Origin of the sequence: Streptomyces vulcanius, assembly GCF_042653945.1 — a bacterium.
In the GTDB taxonomy this organism is placed as follows: domain Bacteria; phylum Actinomycetota; class Actinomycetes; order Streptomycetales; family Streptomycetaceae; genus Streptomyces; species Streptomyces mangrovi.
This window is the reverse complement of sequence record NZ_JBHSFK010000019.1, coordinates 109884-133272: the sequence shown is the minus strand read 5'-3', so window position 1 is coordinate 133272 and position 23389 is coordinate 109884. Positions and strand designations below refer to the sequence as shown.

Genomic DNA, 23389 nt, shown 5'->3' with positions numbered 1-23389 from the left:
TCAGACCGCCGCCGTCCCCCGGGGGCGCGTCAGGCGTCTTTTCACCCGGCTCAGTTTGCGCCGCACCTTGCGGGTGGCGCCGCGCAGGAAGGTCTCCGCCGGGGTCTCCCGCCAGCCCGGGTAGGCCTTGGCCTCGCGGGGTTCGGCGAGGTAGACCCGGTCGGGGACACCGGCCCTGCGGGAGCGGTAGTGCGGGTAGGCCAGGTAGAGCTGGGTGCCGCGCTTGCGGAGGACCGGCTTGGGCTCGGTCTTGGCCTTCATGAACTCCAGGACGTCCACCAGGAGGTCCGGGCGCCCCATGGCCACCAGGTGCAGCCGCAGCCGCTCGTGGACCTTGAGGCGCTGGGCGACGCCCTCGTTCCAGTACGCCTCCATCAGCGGCTGGGCCAGCTCGAACTTCTTGCGCCGTATCTCCTCGTCCTGCCGGAGGAAGACCGGGCCGAACTGGGGCAGCAGGGTGACCAGGAAGGGGCGGACCATCAGCACGTCCCGCTTGGGGCCGGGCGGCACCATCCGCTCCAGCAGGCCCATCAGGGCGCGCGCGGAGTCGAAGCGGAGCGTGTAGCTGCCGCTCTTGGTGACGTGCTTGCCGTCGTCGCGGCCCACCAGGTAGTAGCAGGTGTGGTCGGCGACGATCGAGACGCCGTCGGCGCGCAGATACGCCTCCATGGTGAACAGCGCGTCCTCGCCGGTCCACAGGGACTCGTCGAAGCGCATCCCGTGCCGCTCCAGGAACGCGCGCCGGAACAGCTTCTGCGCGCTCAGCGTGAACTTGATGTTGGACGAGAAGACGTCCGTACGGTCGCGGTTCTTGCCCCACATCGACTTGGGCGCGTTGCGGTTGACGCCCTCGACCTTGCCGAGGACGACGTCCGTGCCGTTGCGGTCGGCCATGGCGACCATCCGCTCCAGGGCCTCGGTACCGAGCCGGTCGTCGGCGTCGAGGAAGAACACGTACCGCCCGGCGGCCTTGCCCAGACCCACGTTGCGCGGGCCGCTGGGGCCGCCGGAGTTCTCCTGGCGGATCACGGTGACCGCCATGGGAGCCCGGGCGGCGAACTCCTCCAGGTAGTCCCCGGTGCCGTCCGCCGAGCCGTCGTCCACGGCGACGACCTCGATCCGCGCCGGGTCCAGGGTCTGTGCCTCCACCGAGGCCAGGCATTCGACCAGGTACGGCATTGCTTCGTACGCCCCGATGATCACGGTGACGTCAGGCTGCGTAGGAGTCACAGCTCCCTCATCACGCAACGGTTCCCCCTAGTCCACTCTCCAGATACCCGATAGACGACTGACCGACAGGGTGGGTTGCTCCGGTTTCGGTACGTGTTCCACATCACAGCATGCACACCGGCACGCACAGAGGCCCGGTTTCCGGAGAACGCCTCCGCAAACCGGGCCTCTGCGTGCGACACCGTCAGCCGGTGGTGATTTCCTTCGGCAGCTCCGCCTCGCCGCCGACCCCACCGGGCACGGCCTCCGCCACGCCGCCCACCGCGTCCTCCGCCGCGGCGGTGTGGGACTCCTGGCCCACGTTGCGCGCCTCCGCCTGGAGGGCGAGGTTGGCGACCGCCGTGTTGAACTGCTCGAGGGAGGTCGGCTCGTCGGGGCCGAGCAGGTACTCCTTGAGTTCCGCGCGGTCCGCGGCCAGCGTGTCGGCGGCCGGGTCGCGCACGGCCTCAAGGAGCTGGTCCAGGCCGTCGGCGCCGTTGGTGAGGATCACGGCCGCGCGCACCGCGGTGTTCTGCCGCCGGAACTCCTCCGCGCCCAGCTCGGCCGAGTCCGTGACCGCGTACGGCTTGCCGCTCTCGATGAAGTCGGAGACCACGCTGGAGATGTCGGAGACCATCGCCTCGGCGGCGTTGAAGCAGTCGTACAGGCGCGGTTCGGCGCCCGTGACGACGCGGTGCTCGAAGTCGGGGAAGGAGCGCCAGTAGGCGTCGTTCCACTCGGTGCGCAGCCGGGCGGCCTCCTGGTGCTTGCGCAGGTCCACGATGCCGTCCCGGCTGGTCACCGCCTCGTCGGCCTTGTCGTCGAAGGACAGCGAGAGCGAGTCGAGCCGGGCCTTGAGACGGGTCAGGCCGGCCTTGGCCTCGGCCTGGGCCGCCGGGTCGGCGGTGAAGCGGGCGTCGGCGGCGCGCTGTTCGGCGGCCTTCTTGATCAGGGCGGTGATCCGGCGGTGCGCGGCGGCGGCCTGGGCGCTGCGGGTGCCGGTGAACGGGTGCGGTTTGTACAGGACGCGGACCGGCGGGTCGGCCGCGACCAGCTTCTTCACGATGTTCTCGCCGGCCAGCAGGATCGAGGTGTTGCCCGGGTTGTCGTCCCAGCCCTCCCAGGTGGGCGCGTAGAGAACCGTGGGCATACGGTCCTTCCGGTCACCCGCCCCCTTCTCGATGGGCGCGAGCTGCGGGCGGCCGACCTCGACGATGTCCTCGTCGCGGATGCCGACGTCGGCGATGGCGTAGCGGTCGCGGCCGGCCCGGCCGGCGGTCCACACCTCGTCGTACACCTTGCTGAACGGGTTGACGCTGGCCAGCTTGTCGCTGTCGCCGTGGCCGATGAAGACGTGCTTCATGGTGGGCACGCGCAGCATGTGGATGTTCTTGCCGACGTTCGCGGCGTACAGCGTGACCCGCACCATGGAGAGGTCCATGTTCATCAGGTGCACCCCCCCGGGCACGCAGACGACAGGGACCGTGGTGGGCGCCATGCGCTCCAGGACGGAACGCTCACGCAGGATCACCATCGGCCGCGAGTCCAGCTGCTCCATGGTCTCCAGCCACATGTTGACCTGGTAGGCGGAGTCCTTGGAGCCCGAGAAGTACAGCACCGTCTCGGGGCGGTACTCGCGCAGCCAGGCGCTGACCGTCTCCAGCACCTTGTCGGGCCTGGGCGGCAGCCGGCGCGCGCGCAGGTACGGGGCGAGCAGGGCGACGTACAGGGTGCCGAGGGCCAGGGTGGCGGCCACGCCCGCGTAGCCGGCGGCCGCGGCGTCGGTGAAGGCGTAGACGACCAGGCCGACGACGGCTGCGAGGTCCAGGTGGAGCATCTTCTGGCCGGCCTTGGTGAGCAGGCGGCGCGGCGGGGCTTCCGGGATGGTCAGCCGGGAGGCCAGGTCGACGTTGCGGGTCACCACCGGCAGCTGCCGGCGCTTGCCGATCAGGGTGACCAGGGCGCCGTGCGGGGCCTGGAGGCCGAAGAAGACCGTGAAGCAGGCGATCGCCGCGTAGAAGACCGGCTCCTCCGCGAGCTCGAGCCGGGCCAGCAGCAGGATCAGCAGCAGCTCACGGACCAGGAACCGGGTGGACAGACCGGCCCTCACCTTGTTGAGCAGGTTGATGAGGTAGGTGCCCTTGCGGTGGAGGTAGAGGTCCGTCAGGTACGTCACGGCGGCCGCGGCGGCGAAGGCGGGGGTGCTCGGGACGAGCGCGGCCAGCATGAGGCAGGGGTAACCCAGCATCATGAGGACCGCCGCGGCCAGTTCGGCCGCGCTGCCCACCCGGGCCACGCGAATGGCAGTGGATATCACGGAGAAACCTGCTCTGGGAGGGGTGCCGGTCATAGAAACCTAAAAGTCCGGAAAATCCTTTGTGAAGGTTTCGGGATTTTTACGGTTCAGGCCCCTGTGAATTCTCCGTGAACAAGGAGCGACAGGGGCCTGAATTCCAAAGGCTATTTGCGCTTGATTATGCCACGCCGTCCTGGCGGTCGAGCACCGAGGCCAGCGCCTGCTCGAAGCCGGTGGCCCGGCTGGCGTCCGCCGTGGGGTCCTGCTGGCGGACGTCGATGACATGCCCGGTGAGCTCGGAAAGCAGCACGTCGAGGGAGGTACGGGCGACGGCCTCGGAGGAGAGCAGGCTGCCCGCGGGCTCCTGCCCGAAGGCCTTGGTACGCATGGGGGTTGCGGTCCGCTCCGGGTTCACGCAGTTCACCCGGACGGAGTCACCGGCCCACTCGTCGGACAGGGCCTGGGTGAGGTTCACCATGGCGGCCTTGGTGGAGGAGTAGAGGCTGTACTCGGCGCGGCCCCGGGTGTAACTGCTGGAGGTGTACAGCAGCAGCTGGCCCTTTGTTTCCGCCAGGTACTTGTAGGCCGAACGGGCGATCTGCACCGGCGCGAGGTAGTTGACCTTGAGCGCTTCCTCGATGGTCGCGTTGTCGGTCTCGGCCAGCTTGCCGATGCGCAGGACGCCCGCGGTGTTGACGACGTAGTCGATGCGCCCGGTCTCGCTGTACGCCTTGGACAGCGCGTCGTCGACCTCCTCCGGGTTCTCCACGTGGGTGCCGGTGGTGGAGCGGCCCAGCGCGTACACCGTCGCGCCGTAGGACTCGGCGAGCTCGGCGATGTCCTTGCCGATGCCGTAGGAGCCGCCGAAGACGACGACGGTCCGGCCGGTCAGCAGCTCGCGGTAGACCTCCTCGCCCATCGGCTCGGGCGTGGCGGTGGAGGCCAGCTGGAACAGCTTGTCGGCGATGAAGACATCGACCGGCTGGGTGACCTTCATGTTGTACTCGTCACCCGCGACGACGTTGATCGGCACGTCCGGCAGATAGCGCAGGACGACCGTGCAGTCGTCCGTGGCCTGGAAGTTGGGGTCGCCCGCCGCCACCTCGTAGGCGCGCCGGATGGTGGAGAGCTTGAAGGCCTGCGGGGTCTGGCCGCGGCGCAGCCGGGAGCGGTCCGGGATCTCGGTGATGAACTCGCCGTCCTCGCCGTGCGTCCGGGTGACGATGATGGTGTCGGCGGACGGGATGGCGACGTCGACGGCCTGGTAGCGCTCCAGCGCCGCCACGCAGTCGTCGATGACGCGCTGCGAGAGCAGCGGCCGTACGGCGTCGTGGAAGAGGACGTTGAGGTCCTCGCCCTCGGCCAGCCCCTCGCCCAGGGCGGCGATGGCGCGCTCGGTGGTCTCGTTCCGCGTGGCGCCGCCCTCGATGATCCTGGAGACCTTCGTGAATCCGGCCCTGGCGACGATCTTCTCGATGTCGGGCACGAAGCCCGGCGCCATCAGCACGATGACGTCGTCGATGGAGTCCGCCTTCTCGAAGGTGGCCAGGGTGTGCTCGACGACTGCCTTGCCGGCGATCTTCAGCAGCTGCTTGGGGATCGAAAGACCCACGCGCTGACCGGTACCCCCGGCCAGGATCACTGCGGTGGTGCGGGGCTTGGCTATGTGCTTCGACACAGAGGACCTACCTTGGGGCGACAGGGAACGGGGAAATGGTCCCACTTGCAGTAACCGCGATGCAAGGTGAGCGCCCTTCACTACATATCTGCACGCTACCCCCCATTCACCTTGCGGTGCTGGTGACGGCCGAGACGGGTAAGCACCCTGTGGGTGCTCCCGGGAATTGCTGTGAGTAACTCCACGTGTTCAGCGGCGACCCAGCCGCCTGAGACAACGATGCCCGAGTACCTTCACGAGTTCCCTGGAAGACGTCTGGTGAACGCCTCGCGTCGCCGGCCGGTCCGGTACCGCGGCCACCGCCGCGAGCGCCCCGTACAGGGCCTGGGCCGCCACCTCGGGCGCCATCCTGGCCTCCGCCGCGGGGGCCGCCGAGGGCTTCGGCGCGGCGGACAGCAGGGCCGGGTCGCCGATGACCCGTACGCCCGTTCCGGCGATGCGTTCGGCCATCTCGGCGCCGATCCCGGCCGCCGCCTCGACGGCCCAGCCGGGTGTCGGGATCCTCACGTCCTGTGAGGACGGGCTGCACGCGTTCTTCATATGCATGACGGCGCCGTTACGAATGAGTTTTGAATAGAGTTCGTCGGGCAGGCCATTGCCCCGGAATTCCCGGTTGAGGTTCCGCAGCATTTCGGTCTCGGCGAGGGTGAGAGAGCGGTTCGCGGTGTCCGGAACGGGCCGCAGAAGACCGGCCGGAAGCCCGAGCAGCGTCTCGAAGGTCCGCATCAGCCCCTCCCGGTCCCGGTCGTCGACCACGACGACGGTGACCCGGTCGGCACCGGCCACCCGCACCCACCGCTCCACCAGCCGGTCGTGCCGGTGCCGGCGCCAGAAGCTCGGGTTCGGCTTCTCGTAGGGCGCCTTGCGGAGCATGTGCTCCAGCCAGTCCTCGTAGCCCATGCGCAGGCCGTTCTGCACGTACTGCTGCCACTGCGAGGGCATGATCCTCGCCAGCGGGCGCAGCGTGACCAGGACGTGCACCCGGTCGCCGCCGAGCTGCTCGACGACCCGGGCGGCCGTCGCGTCGTCCGGGGCGTCGGCGAAGAACTCGCTGCTGACCACCGCGGTCCTGCGGCCGGTGGCCGCCACCTGTTCCACCAGCTGCCGCCAGTGCCGCTCGGTGGGCGCGCTGTCACCGATCATCCCGCCGCAGGAGCAGGCCGCCTGCACGGCCTGCATGGGGTGTCTGCTGGTCGCCGGGAACTCGACGCCGTACGCCGGCAGTTTCTCCCTGGCGCCGAACAGGGCGCCCTGGATCGAGGTGGTCCCGGTTTTGTGCGGGCCGATGTGCAACAGCCGAGTCCCCTTGGGCAACTGGGTGTTCACCGCGGCGTCACCGCTCGTACAGTCCGTCTCCATGGTTAGGGGATGGTAAGAGGCATTCCTGAGGACACGCTGAGAAGAGCTGAGAGGATCCTGGGAGTCGGATGAGAGGTCTCAGACCTTCCGGACGCCCGGCTTCCCGTCCGTGACGCGCAGGGTCGCGAGCGTACGGGCGGTCGCCTTCGGCTTCAGGACCGTGCTGACGACCCGCACCCGGGCGTCGATCGCGTCCCGCCGGATGTCGAAGAGGTGGTAGCCGCGGTGGGCGTCGATCAGCTTCCAGTGCGGGTTGTCGGCCTTCAGCGGGTCCCACTGGGCGTGGAAGGCGGCCTGGTCCTGGTCGCCGCCGCTGGAGATCGACGTGCCGACGAACTCGGCGCCGACGGCCGCGGAGGAGGGGTCGGCGAAGTCCCGCTTCAGATCGCTGATCATCGTCAGATGCCGGTCCCCGCTGAGCACGACCGGGTTGCGCACGGAGGCCAGCTCGCCCATCAGCGCGTTGCGTTCGGCCTGGTAGCCGTCCCAGGCGTCGTAGTACCAGAGCTCGCCCGAGCCGCGCAGCAGGTCGGTCTCCGCCATCATGATCTGCGAGGCGACCAGGTTCCAGCGGGTCGGGGAGTTGTGCAGCGACTTCAGCAGCCACTGCTTCTGCGCGGCACCGAGCATGGTGTTCGCCGGGTCCTGGGCGCCGGCCTGGGTGGTGGCCTGGTCGGTGCGGTACTGCCGGGTGTCCAGCACGTTGAGCCTGGCGAGCCGGCCGAACTGGAGGCTGCGGTACATCCGGATGTGCGGCCCGTTCGGGACCGCGCTCGCGCGGACCGGCATGTGCTCGTAGTACGCCTGGTAGGCGGCGGTCAGCCGGGCCACGAACGCGGCGTGCGACTGCTTGTCGGGGTCCTGCGGCACCTCCCCGGCGAAGTCGTTGTCCACCTCGTGGTCGTCGAAGGTGACCACCCAGGGCGCGCGGGCGTGCATCCGCTTCAGATCGGGGTCGCTGCGGTACTGCGCGTACCGGTTGCGGTACTGGGTGAGCGTGTACGGCTCACCGTTCCCCTCGTGCTTGCGGACGCCCGTCGTGACGGGCCCCGACTCGTAGATGTAGTCGCCGACGAAGAGGACGACGTCCGGGTCCTGGGCCGCCATGTCGGCGTACGGCGTGAAGTGGCCCTGCTGCCAGTTCTGGCAGGAGGCGAGCGCGACGCGCAGCGAGCTGTTGGAGCTGAGGGGATGGGGCGCGGTACGGGTGCGGCCGACCGGGGAGAGCTGCCCGCCGGCCCGGAAGCGGTACCAGTAGACCCGGCCCGGCTTCAGCCCTCGTACATCGACGTGAACGCTGTGCCCGTACTCGGGCCGGGCGGTGGCGGTGCCCCGGCGTACGGAGGAGGCGAAGCGGGAGTCGGGCGAGATCTCCCACTGCACCGTGACGTTCCGCTTCGGCATCCCGCCACCGTGCAGCGGGTCCGGGGCGAGGCGCGTCCACAGCACGATTCCCTCGGGCAGCGGGTCGCCGGAGGCCACGCCGAGCTTGAACAGCCCGTCGGGCAGGGCGGCTTGGGCGGCCTGGGCGGAGGTGGGCAGCCACAGCTGGGCGGACGCGGCGGCGCCGGCCAGGGCGGCACCGGCGGTGAGGAGACGACGGCGGTCGGGGGAAGCGGCTCGGTCGGTTCCGGCAGCCATGGGGGGAACTCCCTTGCGTCGCAAGCGTCTTGACGCAAGAAAGGTGGCATGGCCAGCTAGTCAGCCTGCTGAACAGAGAGTCGCGTATACATGACAAGCAGAGGGACAACGAAGAACCCGTCGCGGGGCTGCCGCGACGGGTCCGTTCGTGAGGTGGTCAGAAGGGCTTGAAGCCCTCGAACTCCTCTGTCGCCTCGTCCCGTTCGGCCTGCCGGTCCCGGCGGCGCTGGGTCGCGGGACGCGGCTCGTCCAGGCGGTGGTCCTCGCCACGGCGGCCGAGCATCTCCGCACCGGCCATCACGGACGGCTCCCAGTCGAAGACGACCGCATTGTCCTCGGGCCCGATCGCGACGCCGTCGCCGGAGCGGGCGCCCGCCTTCATCAACTGCTCTTCCACACCGAGGCGGTTGAGCCGGTCGGCCAGGTATCCGACGGCCTCGTCGTTGCTGAAGTCGGTCTGCCGCACCCAGCGTTCGGGCTTCTCGCCGCGAACGCGGTACAGCCCGTCCTCCTCCAGTACGACGGTGAAACCGGCGTCGTCCACGGCCTTGGGCCGGATGACGATCCGCGTCGCCTCCTCCGTGGGCTTGGCCGCCCGCGCCTGCCCCACCAGCTCGGCGAGCGCGAAGGACAGCTCCTTGAGCCCGAGGTGGGCGACGGCGGACACCTCGAAGACGCGGTAGCCGCGCGCCTCCAGATCGGGGCGCACCAGCTCCGCGAGGTCCTTGCCGTCCGGTACGTCGATCTTGTTCAGGACGACGAGCCGGGGCCGGTTGCCGAGCCCGCCGTACTGCCGCAGCTCCTCCTCGATGATGTCGAGGTCGGAGACCGGGTCGCGGTCGGACTCCAGGGTCGCCGTGTCCAGGACATGGACCAGCACGCTGCACCGCTCCACGTGCCGCAGGAACTCCAGGCCGAGGCCCTTGCCCTGGCTGGCGCCCGGGATGAGGCCCGGCACGTCGGCGATGGTGTAGACGGTCGATCCGGCGGTCACCACGCCGAGGTTCGGCACGAGGGTGGTGAACGGGTAGTCGGCGATCTTCGGCTTGGCGGCGGAGAGCACGGAGATCAGGGAGGACTTCCCGGCGCTCGGGTACCCCACCAGCGCCACGTCCGCGACGGTCTTCAGCTCCAGTACGACGTCCCGCAGGTCCCCCGGCTCACCGAGCAGCGCGAATCCGGGCGCCTTGCGGCGGGCGGAGGCGAGGGCGGCGTTGCCCAGGCCGCCGCGACCGCCCTGGGCGGCGATGAAGGAGGTGCCCTGTCCGACCAGGTCGGCGACGACGTTGCCCGCGCGGTCGAGGACGACGGTGCCGTCCGGCACGGGCAGGACCAGGTCCTGGCCCTCCTTGCCCGACCGGTTGCCGCCCTCGCCCGGCTTGCCGTTGGTGGCCTTGCGGTGCGGGGAGTGGTGGTACTCGAGGAGCGTGGTGACGGACTGGTCGACGGTGAGGATCACGTCGCCGCCGCGTCCGCCGTTGCCGCCGTCGGGTCCGCCGAGCGGCTTGAACTTCTCCCGGTGGACGGAGGCACAGCCGTGACCTCCGTTACCCGCGGCGACATGCAGTTCGACGCGGTCCACGAAGGTGGTCATGGTGGGGTGCCTCCAAAGACGTAAAGGGTGTTGCCTGCATAACACGCGAAAGGCGGACCCGCCTTCCCGGAAGGGAAGTGAGGTCCGCCTCGCGAAGTGTTCGGTCTGTACCTGAGATCAGGCGACCGGAACGATGTTCACGACCTTGCGGCCGCGGTGGGTGCCGAACTGCACCGAACCGGCCTGCAGCGCGAACAGCGTGTCGTCGCCGCCACGGCCGACGCCGGCGCCGGGGTGGAAGTGCGTGCCACGCTGGCGGACCAGGATCTCACCCGCGTTGACGACCTGACCGCCGAAGCGCTTCACGCCGAGCCGCTGGGCATTGGAGTCGCGACCGTTCCGGGTGGACGATGCGCCCTTCTTGTGTGCCATGTCTCCTCAGTCCCTTACTTCGCAGCCGCGGGGATCTCAGTGACCTTGATCGCCGTGTACTGCTGGCGGTGGCCCTGACGACGGCGGTAGCCGGTCTTGTTCTTGTAGCGAAGGATGTCGATCTTGACGCCCTTGTGGTGGTCCACGATCTCGGCCTGGACCTTGATGCCGGCCAGCACCCACGGGTCGCTGGTCACAGCGTCGCCGTCGACAACGAGCAGGGTCGAGAGCTCGACCGTGTCGCCAACCTTGGCAGTGGAAATCTTGTCAACCTCAACGATGTCGCCGACAGCAACCTTGTGCTGGCGACCACCGCTGCGCACGATGGCGTACACGCTGATCTCACTCTCTCGCTCTGGGACGGCATCCCCGCAGTCCAGCCGCCCGGGAACGAACACGGACGGCCTCTCCCGACCACCGAGGTACCGGTACCCGGAAGGAAGAGGGTTTACAGGGATGTGGCATGCCATCCGACACGCCGAGGGTCAAGGCTACGGGGCCCGGCTTGAGGGGTCAAACCGGGCCCCGTACGGCCTGCGTCAGTCGCGGCCCCTGTACGCCTCCCAGGCCATCCAGTGGAGCAGTTGATCTCTTTCTCCGGGGGTGGCCACGGGAAGTTTCTCCAGGTCCGCTGTCGCGATGTCGAGCCTCCCGAATTCACATTCAGGCCTGACTCCCGGCTCCAGAACCATGGAGTGGGCGAGAGCGACAATCAGGCACATCCAGCTCTCCTCGGGAGACGACTCCTGGAGGTAGGGGACGACCGCAAACGTCTTCCCCGCCTCCAGATCCAGGCCCTGCGCCTTTCTGCTGTAGCCGCGCGCGTTCGCCGCGGCCACGAGTTCACGCAGCTGAGGAAGCGACGCCAGCCTGACGGCGGCAGGCACGGGCCACCCCAGCCAGGACTGGACGAGCCTCGAGCCCGCGAACCACCCCTTCAGATTGGGCATCGCATACCTCATTTCCAGACTTCCAGGGCGATTTCTGCCCAGAGTCCCTAAGGGACAGCCAATATCTCGGTATCCGGCGTGATACCGGGATAGTGCGGATTATCCATACGCCGCAAGGCCTCGCCCAGTCGATGGTTTCCGTTGATTACTTCGCCGTCGCCGAGGATGACACTTCCGCCGAGTTCGTCGGGATCGTTGATCGCTTCCAGAAGCCGGTCGTCGCTCATGCCGCCGACGTCCCGCACCTTGGTGGCGTCCCCGTAGTCGGGCAGTTCGATGTCCCGCAGGTCACCGAGCTTCATGGGAACCCTCTTGGCCCGCATGGCATCGTCGGCCGTTTGCGCCGCCGACTTCTTCCCGCCGCCGAAGAGCTTACTGAGGAAGCCACCGCCACCGCCGCCACCAGCAGGGCAGTTGTGGACCAGGACCGGCGTGGCACCCGCCAGCACGTAGTACGCGTGGATCCCGCTGATCGTCAGGTCGTGCGTGCGCTGCCGCTTGTCGAAGTGGCGGTTGGCCGTGATCTCGACCTTGTCGCCCAACGGGGTGCGCAGCTTCATGCCGGGTTCGAGATCGCCGGCCTTGATCCACGCATGCTCGGATTCCACCCAGAAGGGGTGCGTGGTCGTGGCGATGAGAGCTTGTACCTTGCCCTTCGCCGTCTTCACCGCAAGGTCGGAGAAGCTCTTGTCGTCCTCGGTCACGATGGTGCCCGCGACTTCGCGGACCGTGGTCTTACCGGTCTTCGAGTCGGTGGTGACGACCTTGTCGCCGAGTGTGACCTTCTCGATGGACTTCGTACTGCCGTCGGCAAGCAGCACCTTCGTGCCTGGCAGGAAGCTGTGGCACTCAGGATCCGGCGTCTTGCTCTTCGTGACCGCAGCCGCGGCCTTCTCCCTGGCCTGGGCCAGTTTCTCCGTGGCCTTGGTCAGCCCCGCTCTCGCCTTGCCCAGCGCCTTGCTCGCCTTGAAGTAGCCCTTCGCGCCGCCGATCAGGTCCTTGACCAGCCCGACGACACGTTTGACGAGCTTGAGCCCCTTGGCCCACTTCCACGGCACCCCGTACTTGGCCATGATCTTGCCGGCCAGGCCGCCCGCGAAGCTGCCCGCGATGTTGAGCAGGGTTTCGCCGCAGGCTCCGACGTCGCCGGAGGAGATGCAGTCCAGGGCCGCGTCCACACCCAGGATGTCCCGGGCGATCTTGACCAGCGCCTTGCCGGCTGACTTCATGCGCTGCTTGGCGGAGGACTGCTGCGCCTGCGCCGACGCCACGTCGGCGGAGGCCGCGTCAGCATCCGACTGCGCGTCGTCGACGGCCTTGTTGCCGGTCTCCTTCTTGTAGGTGCCCGAGTAGGCCGAGCAGTAGACCGGGTAGCAGCTCTCCAGTCCCGACGGGTCGGACAGGGTCACCGGGGTGTTGTCGGCGTACGCGTAGCCGTTGATCTGGTCCGGTCTGGTGTAGTCGATGATCGGGTCGACGGAGATGAACTTGCCGATCGCCGAGTCGTACTCCCGCGCCCCCAGGTGGGTCAGGCCGGTCGTGGCGTCGATCGTGCCGCCGACAAAGCCCTTTTCCCCCGACCAGGGACCGAGCTTCTGGCCGCGCTCCACACCGTAGGGGTCGAAGCGCCGCTGGGAGATCACCCCGGTGGCGGAATCGATCGCGAGTTCGCCCGTGCCGTGGTGATCGGCAGCTGTGAAGGAGAGTTTCGCGGCGGTGCGGACCGCGACGGTCTGACCGCCGTACGCGTAGTAGCGGGTGGCCTCCTTCTTGGTGCCGTCGGCCGACAGCTTCAGCTCGGTGCCCGGCAGGTAGACGGTCGTGCCGGAGGGGTCCTTGCGCACGAGGCGGTTGCCGGAAGCGTCGTACAGGTAGCTGGTCTTCGAGCCGTTCGCCTCGGTGACCTCGTTGACCTTGCCCTGGTCGTTCCAGAGGAGGGCCTGTGCGTCGCCACCGATGGTGCGCTTGGTGGTGTTCCCGGAGTCGTCGTATTCGTACGACGACTGCCGCTGCCCGGTCGGGGTCTTCTCGGTGACCTTGGTGACCTGGTGCGGTCCGTCACCGAGGGCGCCCGCGCCGCCGTACTCGTAGGTGCGGGTGATGTTGTTCGTCGCGTTGAGCGCGGTGTCGTGGTTGGTCTCGGTGGTGCGGTTGCCGATGGCGTCGGTCTCGTACGACTTCCAGTACGGGGCCGGACCGCCGAGTGCGCTCGAACCGGCGGCGGAGGTGCACGCCGAGGGTCCGGTGCCGTCCACCGGCGTGGTGGAGCCGCGGGTTCCGGAGCCGGCCGCGGTCGTGGCGGTGGCCGACGGGGTCCAGGCGTCCTGCAGTCGCTGCCGGCTGTCGTAGGCGAAGCACTGCAGGTCCGGCGAGGCGGAGTTCGCGGTGTCCGCGATGGACAGGACGTTGCCCGCCTGGTCGTAGGAGTAGTTCGAGTCCTTCGCCGGGGCGGTCGCGCCGTAGACGTCGACCAGCGACCGGGTCAGCCGGTCGGTTCCCTTCTCATAGCTGAAGGTCTGCCAGACCTTCTTGCCACTGCCCGTGGACAGCTCGAGCTGCTGGAGCTGACTGGTCCTGGAGTAGACGGTGTCGGTGACGTACGAGTTGGCCGTGCCCGTCATCGTCGTCGGACGCTGCAGCGAGTCGTACGTGTAGGTGACCGCCTCCGCCGGCAGGTCGCCGATGGCGGGCATGCCGGTGGTCCGGACCGTTCCGTCCCGGTTGTACGTGGTGGTGAAGGCGTACGTTCCGGCCAGGTCACCTTGTGAGGCCGGGACCTGGTAGGCGGTCTGCAGCGGGCGGTAGAACTCGTCCATCGACTGGACGGCCGTGGCGAAGTACTCCGTCGGCGAGATGTAGCTGAGGAAGCCGTAAGCGTGGCCCAGCCAGCCCGCCTTGTCGTACCTCGTCTCGCTCAGCTTCGTGCCGGTACCGGCGTCACCCTGCCAGGTCGTGAGGACACGCCCGAGCTTGTCGTAGACCGTGGAGGTCTTCTTGTTTCGGCCGTCGTACGACACGACCGGCCGGTCCAGTTCGTCGTACTCGGTACGCGAGGTCCCCGCGTCGGGGTCGATCGACTTCTTCTTGCGGCCCAGCTGGTCGTACTCGTAGCGCCACACGTTGTTCTTGGCGTCGGTGACCGTCTCCAGCAGACCGGCCACGTTGTACGTGTACTTCGTCGAGTCGTACGGCACGCCCACACCCGGCGAGGCGCCCTGGTAATGGCGGATCTCGGAGACATTGCCCTGACCGTCCGTGACGGACGTCGTGGGAACGCCACCGACCGGCGGGTCGACGTGCGTCAGCTCGCCGTCATAGGTGGTTTTCGTACGCCACTGCTCGGCACCCGAGACCGCGAAGATCTCGGCGGTCGTCCGGCCAAGGCCGTCGTACTCCAGCAGGCTCTGCGCACCGACCTGACCGTTGCTCACCAGCAGCAGCTCGCCCTCGGCCGCGCCATCCGCGTTGTAGGTCGAGTTGGTCTTCCTGACGTTCCCGGTGGCGTCGTACCAGGTGTCGGCGACCATGCGGGTGCCGTCCGGGCCCTCGGTCTGAATCTGGCGGGCCCTGAGCATGCTGTCGTACAGCTGGTACTCGGCGCCGTAGGAGCCGTCGTTCTCGATCTTCTCCGTCTTGATCGCGGTGACCTTGTCCTTGCGGACGTTGTACGAGTACTTGATGCTCGGCGTCTGGGTCGAGGCCCGGTCCGCCAGCCACACCGAGGTCAACCGGCCCAGCGCGTCGTAGGCGAGGTCCGTCCGCTTGCCGTTCGGGTCGGTCTGTCCGGTCGACATGCCCCAGGCGGGGGCGAAGTCGGTCGTGGTGATGTGGCCGACCGCGTTGGTGAGGACCGTCTTCGACAGCAGCCCGTTGGTCTCGGTGTAGACGGTCTTCGTCAGGTCCGATGTCCCGAACTGCTTCGCGTCCTGCTGGGACTTCGGACGGCCGAAATCGTCGTAGGTCGTGGCGCCGGTGACCTGGTAGGTCGCCGTGGTGCCGTCGTGCGACGTCAGCCGCTCGGTCTTTGTCGCGTCACCCTTCGTGGGCGCCGCGCCGAACGCGCCGCTGTCGTAGGACGTGCGCTCGTCCGCCAGAACCTGTGTCTTGCGGTCGGGTGTCGTCGCGCACTTGACCGACACGCTCTCGCTGCGGGCGGGCAGCGAGAGGATGTTCTTCGCCGTGCTGTCCGCGTAGGTGGTGCGGGTGCAGGTGTCGTCCTTCGTGGTGGACACGTCGCCCTGGTCGTCGACGGTCAGGACGCGGCCGGTGCCGTTCGCCGTGTCGTACGTCGTCGTGGACTTCGTCTCGCGCCAGGTGCCGTCGGACTTCAGACTGAAGCCACGACCGGTCTGGGTACGTACGATCGCCGCGTTGGTGGTGCCCCAGCTCCTGGTCTGGGTCGCCGTGTAGTGCTTCCACGGGGTGTCGATCGTCCTGCCGACCAGCTTGGCACCGTCGTAGGTGGCGGCCTCCAACTGGTGGCCCGTGAACTCCTCGGAGTCCGTGTAGGAGGCGCCGGTGGAGTCCTTGACCGTCACCGAGCGGGTGTTGCCGTCGGCGTCCTTGTCGCCGTCCATGCCCTGCAGGTACGTGTAGTCGACCCGGGTGGTCTGCTTGTCGGCACTGCCGCTGGTGACCTTGACCTTGCCGTAGCCCTGCCAGCCGCCCCAGGTCAGGTACTTGGCGTCGGTGATGCCGTCCGGCTTCGCCTTACGCCAGGCCGCGTCACCCTGGTAGTCGTAGCGGGTGACCATGCCGTCGCTGCCGCCGGTGCGGTCGGTCTCGATGACCGCCGACACCACGTACTTGTGGAACCAGTCCGTGATCGGCTCGGTGTACCCGGGCGGCGCCCACTTCACCGGGTAGCAGCGCTTCGTCGACTCACCCGGCTTCGGCAGAGAGGCCTTCGCGCAGTCGGTCGGCGCGTAGGTGACGTCGAGCTGCGCGCCCGTCTCGCTGAGCACCATCGAGAGGCGGAAGCGGTGGAACGGGGCGATGTTGTCGCCGATCGCGTCGACACGGTTCGCCAGCTGCTCACCGAACAGTTCGACCGCGGGCAGCTTCGCGGCGGTGCCGACCCGTCCCTCGTGCTCGATCTTCGACAGCCACAGCGTCTTGGAGTCGTCGCCGTTGTCGGTGAACAGGTGGGTGAAGGTCCAGGCGTCCACGTCCTGGTAGGTGGTGGCGTCCTTGCGCATCTGCGTGACGACCGACGCCAGGCGCTTGGTGGTGAAGAAGGTCTGCACGGGCGAGGTGCACTTGGTGGCGGACTTGCACTCCTGGTCGACCGGGACATCCGGCCAGTGGGAGGCATTCGCCTTCGTGCGCTTGCTCTCCGCACAGTCGAAGTCGGATGTCACCAGGCAGCGTTCGGCGGTGTTGAACACGACCCGGGCCGGAGCCTTCGCCGCGTAGACACTGCCGTCCCGCTGACCGTAGTCGACACGCTTCAGCCAGCCGCCGCGGTGGTACGCGGTGCCGTTGACGTCCGTCTTGCCGTTGAGCGCGTAGTAGTTGGTCTCGCGGTCGTAGAAGTAGGACATCACGTTGCCGTGGGTGTCCTTGACGTAGTCCAGGCTCCAGCGCCATGCCTGCTGGCAGTACGCGCTGGTGAACGTTGCGTTGTAGCAGGGCTCACCCGTGTCGTCGCCGAAGACCGGCGCCGTCCAGACCGAGTTGGTCTCCTCGTTGCCCGTGGCCCAGCCCGGCAGCCGGTTCAGACCGAAGACGTACTCCGTGCCCTCCGAAGTAGTGATCTTCCAGTGCTCGCCCTTGTCATCGGCACTGCCGTCGTCGCCGTTCGTGGCGCCCGTCAGCCGCTCGACCTTGGCACCGTCGTCGGACGACATGTGCCACTTGCCCGTGGTGTCGTCCTGGACCAGCTCACCGGACGAACCATCGAGCATGATCGTGGCGTTCTCGAACGCCCAGCACTGCTCACCGGAACTGTCGTGACCGTCCTCGGAACAGGGCTTGTAACGACGCTCGATGTAACCGGGGTCGTAGGAGAAGCCCTCACCTATCCACGAACCCTGGTTGTTCGTGGCCGAGGTGCGGCCGTCCGCCGACTGGGACGAGTAGCCGAGACCCACCGTGGGGGTCAGACCGCCCGGCGTCGGGACTGAGTTCAGCGGATAGTTCCAGCTGAACCCACCGGACGAGGGAGCCACACTCCAACTCGCCGAGGGGGCGAGGGCGGTCGCCTTGTAGGTGCCCTGCGCGCTGGACGGACCCGCCGCCACCGCTACCAGGGACGCCGCGTCGGCCGCCATCGTGGAGACGCCGTCGGCCGCAGCCGGCCCGGCCGTAACGTCGGCGGAGACGGTGCCCGCCTCCACGTCGTTCACCGTCGGCAGCGCCTTGGGCTGCTCCGGGCACGCCTTGCTGCCCGGCGTGGCGACGGTGGCACACGCAGGGAGCTGGACCAGCTGGAGCCGTGAGGCGTAGGAGCCGCCGAAGCCCTCGGCGAACTCCGAATAGTCGACCGTCAGGCGGACCTTGGCGGTCTTTTTCTCACCGTCGGCGCGCTCGACGCCCAAGAGGACTCCGGCGCCGAGCTCGGCGGCGCGCTGGGGGTCGAGTACGTCGACGCGCACCTTGTCGGCGGCCTTCGCGGCCTTCGCCTTCGCCTTGCCGATCCTGACCGGCAGGCCGCCCGCTTCCGCGGTGGCTCCCAGTTTCACCTCGGCGCCGCCCTGCCTGGGCCACACCGGCTTGTCGAGGCCCTTGACCGCGGCCTTGCGTGCCGGATCGGAAGGGCGGGACGTGGACTTGGCGTCGGACCCCTTGGCGGGATCCCCGTCGTCCTGGACGCCGGGGCGGCTGGTGCGGCCCCGGTCGCCGTCGTCGAGCGCCAATGCCTGGACCGACGACGCGGACAGCGCGAGCGTGAGCCCGAGCACTGTCGCGACGACCGTCGGTCTGGGCATGCGGCGGCTCAGTGAGCGGCCACGCAGAAACATCGGACAACTCCCTGATCGAAGGAGAAAGTCATGGCGAGGAGGCTGTGCCGGGCCGTGACAGGCCCGGCACAGCCAGGAAGTGACGACCCGTCACATGTCGGGGGTCGCCGTCAGACCGGACATCAGCTGCACCGCGATCTGGTCGGCCGCACCGCTGTAGACGCGGACCTCGTCGATCGCGCCGGCGAAGTACTCGCTGGCGCCGCGCATCGAACGGCCCACCTGGAGGCCGCCGGTGGCGGACCACAGGGTGTCGTCCGTGCCGTAGGCGCCGGCGACCAGCTGGCCCTCCACGTACAGGCGGACGGAGTTGGCGAAGGCGTCGTAGACCACCGCCAGGTGCTGGCCGGAGCCGCCCGTGTCGGGCAGTTCGTGGTCGTCGGTGAAGGTGACGACCTCGGGGGCGGCCACGTCCGACTTGGCGACCGCGAGTTCCCACTGCCGCGTCGCGGCCTGGTAACGGACCTGGACGCGGTTGGCGTTGGCACCCGGCAGGGACAGCACCGTCTGCGACTTCTCCGCGTCCAGCGAGCTGAGCTGGGCGCGGGCGGTCACGGTGAAGCTGCTGTTGCCCGTGACCGGAGCGGTCGCGGTGGACGCGTAGTCCCCTTCGCCGTCCAGCACCAGATTGCCGTCACCGACCAGGGCGGCGTTGTCGAACACGTCGGCTGGCCTGTAGATCGTGGCGTTGCCCGCCAGGGTGAGCGCCTGGCCGCCGCCGGTCTCGACGGAGGCGCCGCTGCTGGCGTCGTCGAGCTGCCAGTAGCCCTTGCGGGCCGGCTTGACGGTCATCAGCTCGGAGACCTCGGTCGCCGAGACGACGCGGTCGAAGACGCGGACCTCGGCGAGGTCACCCGTGAAGTTGTCGTTGTAGCCGCTCTTGGCAGTGGCCCGCCCGATCTGCAGCGGACCGTACGACTTCCAGACGGAGCGGCGGGCGGTGGACGCCTTCAGGTCCTTGTTGATGTAGAGCTGGAGCTGCGGGCCGCCGGTCTTCTGCGCGTCGTACACGCCGGTCAACAGCACCCACTGGTCCTTGACCACGGAGATTCCGGTGGAGACGGCCTTCCACTCGCCGAGCGAGTCCACGTCGTTGACCGGGACGGAGAACTTCCAGGTCTGCGCGGACGCGTCGTAGCCGAGGGTGAAGCCGGGCTCGCCGGTACCGTCCTGGCTGATCACCGTCATGTTCCTGTCGAGCGCGGTGGGGCGGACCCAGGCGCTGACGCTGAAGCTCTTGGCGGAGTCGAGCACGGTCTCGTTGGCGTCGAGGTAGGACTCGGCGGTGCCGTCGAAGTGGGCGGCCTTGTCGGCCTTCCCGCCGGGGCCGTCCACGCCGAAGGCAACGGCGCTGCCGGCGGTCGCCGAGTACTCGCCGCTCTCGTCGTGGGCTTCGCCGCCGGCCTCGTCGGCGAGGTTCCACTGGCCGACGACCGGCCGGCCCTCGGCCACCAGGAAGTCGTACGAGTTGCTGGCGGCGTGCGTCGCCTTGTCGATGGCGATCACCTCGAGCACATGCCGTCCGGCCCGGGTCGGTACCCACTGCGCGGAGACCGAGCCGCCTCCGGTGGTCGGGGTGAGGGTGGTCAGCGCGGCGCCGTCGAAGGAGTACTGGTACTTGACGACGTCGGTGTCCGGGATGGCGTCGTTCGGGTTGGGCGAGAAGGTGAAGGTGCCGTAGGTGCCCACGCCGTCGTGGTAGACGGTGTCGGACGGGTACTGCTTGGACAGCACGTTCGGCTTGCCCGGCCACGTCTTGTCGTAGATGAACTCGCAGCGCTGGGCTGGGTCCCCGTCCGAGCTCCACGGCCCGTTGCCATCACCGTCGTTGGCGCGTGCGCTCCAGTAGATGACGGTGTTCTGCGGGATGGACGACTTGACTGTGTGCTCGAACTTGGTGTTGGCGGTCGGGGAGAGCGCGTCCTTGGTCGTATAGGTGTACGAACCCGGGGTGGTCCCGCCCCACTCGATCTTGAACTCGACCTTCACCTTGTCGGTCTGGCCGTTGCCGTGGTCGGGGTCGCTCGCGACGGCCCGCAGCTTCGGCGGAGTATCGACGTAGGGACGACTCGTGCCCCACTTGCACACGCCACCGGGGTCGGTGGACATGTCGGACGTCTTGATCTGCCGGGGCAGGTTGTTGTACGAGACAGACAGATACGCGTTTCCGCAGATCCGCTTCCACTCGGCGAAGCGGGACTCGTCGGCCGCGCGCAGGCCCAGCGTCATCGAGTTCCAGCCGCCTGCGGCAGCCGTCTTGATCTCGCTGGTCAGCTCGCCGCTCGCACCGCTCTCGAAGTGCAGGTTGGCCTGGCTGGAGCAGGAGGTCGGGGAGATCGCCTTGTCGACGGTCTGGAGGTAGTCGGCCCAGTCGTCCTTGGTGTTGGACCAGTCACTGGACGAGGTGACGTTGTAGTTCTGGCCGCCGATCCGGTAGAGCTGGATGGGCTCAGCGGTCGGGGACGCGCTGTAGATGTGCTCGACCCGGGCGGAGAAGGTCGCGCCGAGGATCTGCTTCCCCTTGTAGAAGGAGAGCGGCATCGTGAACATCACGCGCCGGGTGCCGACGCCGTTGCAGGAGACCGGGTTGTAGTCGGTGGGGCACTTGCCGACGCCCGCGCTGCCCGAGTACTTCCAGTCCTGCTCGCTCGGCATGCCCGACATGACGCCGGTCCACGCGGTGCGCGAGGTGGTGCGCTGGATCGGGTCGATGACGACCGGGAAGACCGTGTCCGTGCCCTTGAGCAGCTTCTGGTCGGGGACCAGGCGCAGCTTGCCCTTGCGCAGTTCGACGCCCAGCGGGGCGACCTTGCCGCCGCCGCCCGGGCCTTCGAGGGCGGCCTTCGGGGTCTTGGGAGTGGCCGGCGCGGACTTCAGCGCCTTCGCGACCGCCTTGGGACCCTGCTGCCTGGTAGCGGTCTCCGCCACGGCCGCCGAGTCCCACATGGCGGGCTTGCCGGCCTCGAAGACGGTGCCGCCGACGACGGCGTCCTCCGCGAGGATCGCGCCGGAGGAGTCCTCCGTGACCTTCAGGCCGTCCGTGGCCATGCCGAGGTCGAGGGTGGCGAGCCTCGGGTCCGCCGCCGCCTCGGGCGTCTTGACGACGAGCAGGTGGCCGAAGCCGTCGGCCTCGGCGCGCACGGTCAGGTCGACGCCGGGCAGCGCGTCGGTGTAGGTGGCGGTGTCGCCCTCGACGCTGGGCGCGGGCAGCTTCCCGTACGGCCAGGTCAGGGCGAACTCACGGCCCGCCCGCTGCATCGTCACGAACGGCTCGCCCGCCTGCCCGGCGGAGAAGCTGAGGTCGACGGTGGCGGCCTTCGGGCCCCAGCTGCCGTCGGACCGCTTGACGAGGGTCGCGTCGACCGGGACCCACTTGCCGCCCTGGACCGTGCGCACCGGTTCGGTGTACTCGCGGGCGGTGAAGGTGCCGTCGGGTTCGGCGAAGATCTCCCGGCGCTCGGTGCGCGCCCCGACGACCTCGGTCTTCTTGCCGCTGTCCTTGGCCACCGCCAGGGCCTGCTGCTCGGTCACCGTCGGCTGGTCGGCGGCCACCGGGGCCGGGCCCGTCGGGGTGCCGCCGCCCGGCAGGACGGCCAGGGTGCCGGCCGTCACCGCGCCGGCGACGGCGGCCGCGACGGCGGCACGCACCAGCACGGCACGCGCAGTCGGTCTGTGTCTGTCTGCGGACACGCGTCCACTCTCCCGTTGCTTCATGTCAGTCTCGGGTCCGGTCATCGGACGGTCGCGCCGAAGGCGGCGCCGCCCGCGGGAATACCGCCCTCACCGGGCTTGAACGTCTGGGTCGGCGCACCGCCGGTGGTCACGTTCCAGGGGTAGCCGTGCACCGCCCGGCCCTCGGCGGGGCCGTAGGGGACGCCCACGTACAGCAGCGAGGGGCTGCCGCCCAGGCCGAGGCCCGCGTACGTCCGGGGTGCCGGTCCGGAGGGGATGCCGTTGCCCGGCTCGAGCCACGCGTCGGAGGCGCCGGGCGCTCCGATCAGCGGGAGGACCTGGACGCCGCCCGCCTCCGGGGCGTCCTCCGTCGACTCCTCGCCGGGCACGCCCACGGCTAGGCGCACCGTGGCCGCCGTACTCACCACGTTGGTGGTGGTGTTGACCGCCGTGAGCCGCTGGCCGAAGAAGTCACCGGCCTCGGCCTCGCCCTCGACCCCGTCGGTGTTCTGGTCGATCCAGTTGAGCAGGGTCACCGTGCCGTCGGCCTTGACGTGGTAGACGTGCACCGCGCCCGCGTCGACGGTCGTGCCGAGATCCTCGCCGGGTACACCCACGGCGAGCAGCGAGTCCGTGATGGTCGCCGCGCCCGACGGACGGTAGGGGGCCATCGCGAGGGCGGCGCCGTAGCGGTCGTCGGTCTGGGCGGCGGTGTCCGGTCCCGGAGTGTGGCCCTGGCCCATGCCGAAGAGGGGGTCGGGAATGCCGTCCGCGTTGAGAGACGGCCTGAGTACCTGGATGCCGCCGGCGAAGTCGACCGTGCCGAGGCTCTCGCCGGGTGCGCCGACCGCGATGTACCGGCCGGTCGCGACCACCGTGGACCCGAAGTGGTCGTACGCCTCCGCGTCCTCCCACACCCCGGGGCTGTTCTGGTGGAACGTGGCGACGGACGGGTTCACTCCGTAGGCGTACGCCGCGAAGCCCATGTCCGTGAGACCCGAACTGTCCTCGCCCGGAATCCCGATGACGAGGAAGGGCACGCCGGTCGTGGAGACGTCGGCGGCGACCGCGTAGCCGACCCAGTCGTCCTCCTCGGGGGTGTTGGACATGTTGGCGTCCGCACCCTGCCGGAATCCGAGACTGGGGGTGCCCTGACCGATGCCGGCCGGCGAACCGTAGATCAGGTGCACGAGACCGGCGTCCTGGACCGTGCCGACGTCCTCGTAGGGAATGCCGACGGCGATGTCACTGCAGCCGTCGAGGTTCGCGTCGTACACGGCGAGCGAGAAGCCGAACTGGTCGCCGGCCTCGGCGGAGTCGGAGACGTTCGGGGTGGCCTGCGACAGCGTGGTCACCCCCTTGCCGCCACCGAGCACGATCTGCACCGCGCCGGCCTTCTCCTTGCCCGACACCGTCGCCAGCGGGTCGGCGACGGCCGTGTCCCGGATTCCGTCCCCGTTGAAGTCGGACTGCGTACCGCCGGTGCAGACGACCGCCGCCGCGGCCGGTGTTCCTCCGGTCACCGTTCCCAGTGCCAGCAGCACCGCCGACAGGGTCCCGGTGGTACCGCGCCGCCAGGCCTTCCCCGTGGGCGGCACCTGTCTGCCGCCTGTTCCGGCGCAGGGCTGCGCCGCCGCATGTCCGTATGTGGACATG

At 69.0% G+C, this 23389-nt stretch carries 12 protein-coding genes; all 12 read right to left on the bottom strand.

What is annotated here, in order from left to right; translation table 11 throughout:
* Window positions 1–1230: a glycosyltransferase family 2 protein gene (locus tag ACFPIH_RS27805; protein ID WP_381172956.1), complete on the bottom strand. Its 1230-nt coding sequence runs from the start codon at window positions 1228–1230 to the stop codon at window positions 1–3.
* Between the two features lie 184 nt (window positions 1231–1414).
* Complete coding sequence (locus ACFPIH_RS27800; protein ID WP_381172959.1) at window positions 1415–3526, bottom strand: hypothetical protein; 2112 nt, start codon at window positions 3524–3526, stop codon at window positions 1415–1417.
* A 157-nt stretch (window positions 3527–3683) separates the two neighbouring features.
* Complete coding sequence (locus ACFPIH_RS27795) at window positions 3684–5183, bottom strand: SDR family NAD(P)-dependent oxidoreductase (protein ID WP_381172962.1); 1500 nt, start codon at window positions 5181–5183, stop codon at window positions 3684–3686.
* Window positions 5184–5372: 189 nt separating this feature from the next.
* Entirely contained in the window at window positions 5373–6542 is a 1170-nt protein-coding gene (locus ACFPIH_RS27790; protein ID WP_381172965.1) for a hypothetical protein, read from the bottom strand.
* 78 nt (window positions 6543–6620) lie between these two features.
* Window positions 6621–8183: an alkaline phosphatase D family protein gene (locus ACFPIH_RS27785; protein ID WP_381172968.1), complete on the bottom strand. Its 1563-nt coding sequence runs from the start codon at window positions 8181–8183 to the stop codon at window positions 6621–6623.
* 157 nt (window positions 8184–8340) lie between these two features.
* Window positions 8341–9777, bottom strand: coding sequence for a GTPase ObgE (gene obgE, locus ACFPIH_RS27780; RefSeq protein ID WP_381172970.1), 1437 nt, complete (start codon window positions 9775–9777; stop codon window positions 8341–8343).
* Window positions 9778–9894: 117 nt separating this feature from the next.
* The gene (gene rpmA / locus ACFPIH_RS27775) at window positions 9895–10149 is read right to left on the bottom strand and encodes a 50S ribosomal protein L27 (RefSeq protein ID WP_010041940.1); all 255 of its coding nucleotides are present in this window, start codon (window positions 10147–10149) and stop codon (window positions 9895–9897) included.
* A 14-nt stretch (window positions 10150–10163) separates the two neighbouring features.
* Entirely contained in the window at window positions 10164–10484 is a 321-nt protein-coding gene (gene rplU / locus ACFPIH_RS27770) for a 50S ribosomal protein L21 (protein ID WP_006374708.1), read from the bottom strand.
* 204 nt (window positions 10485–10688) lie between these two features.
* Entirely contained in the window at window positions 10689–11099 is a 411-nt protein-coding gene (locus tag ACFPIH_RS27765) for a hypothetical protein (RefSeq protein WP_381172976.1), read from the bottom strand.
* Between the two features lie 47 nt (window positions 11100–11146).
* Window positions 11147–18028: a polymorphic toxin-type HINT domain-containing protein gene (locus ACFPIH_RS27760; protein WP_381172979.1), complete on the bottom strand. Its 6882-nt coding sequence runs from the start codon at window positions 18026–18028 to the stop codon at window positions 11147–11149.
* A 123-nt stretch (window positions 18029–18151) separates the two neighbouring features.
* On the bottom strand, window positions 18152–21751 hold the full coding sequence (locus ACFPIH_RS27755) for a LamG domain-containing protein (protein WP_381172982.1): 3600 nt from the start codon (window positions 21749–21751) through the stop codon (window positions 18152–18154).
* A 41-nt stretch (window positions 21752–21792) separates the two neighbouring features.
* A complete protein-coding gene (locus ACFPIH_RS27750) occupies window positions 21793–23388 on the bottom strand; it encodes a VCBS repeat-containing protein (RefSeq protein ID WP_381172985.1) in 1596 nt (531 codons plus the stop codon).
* Window position 23389 lies beyond the last annotated feature (1 nt).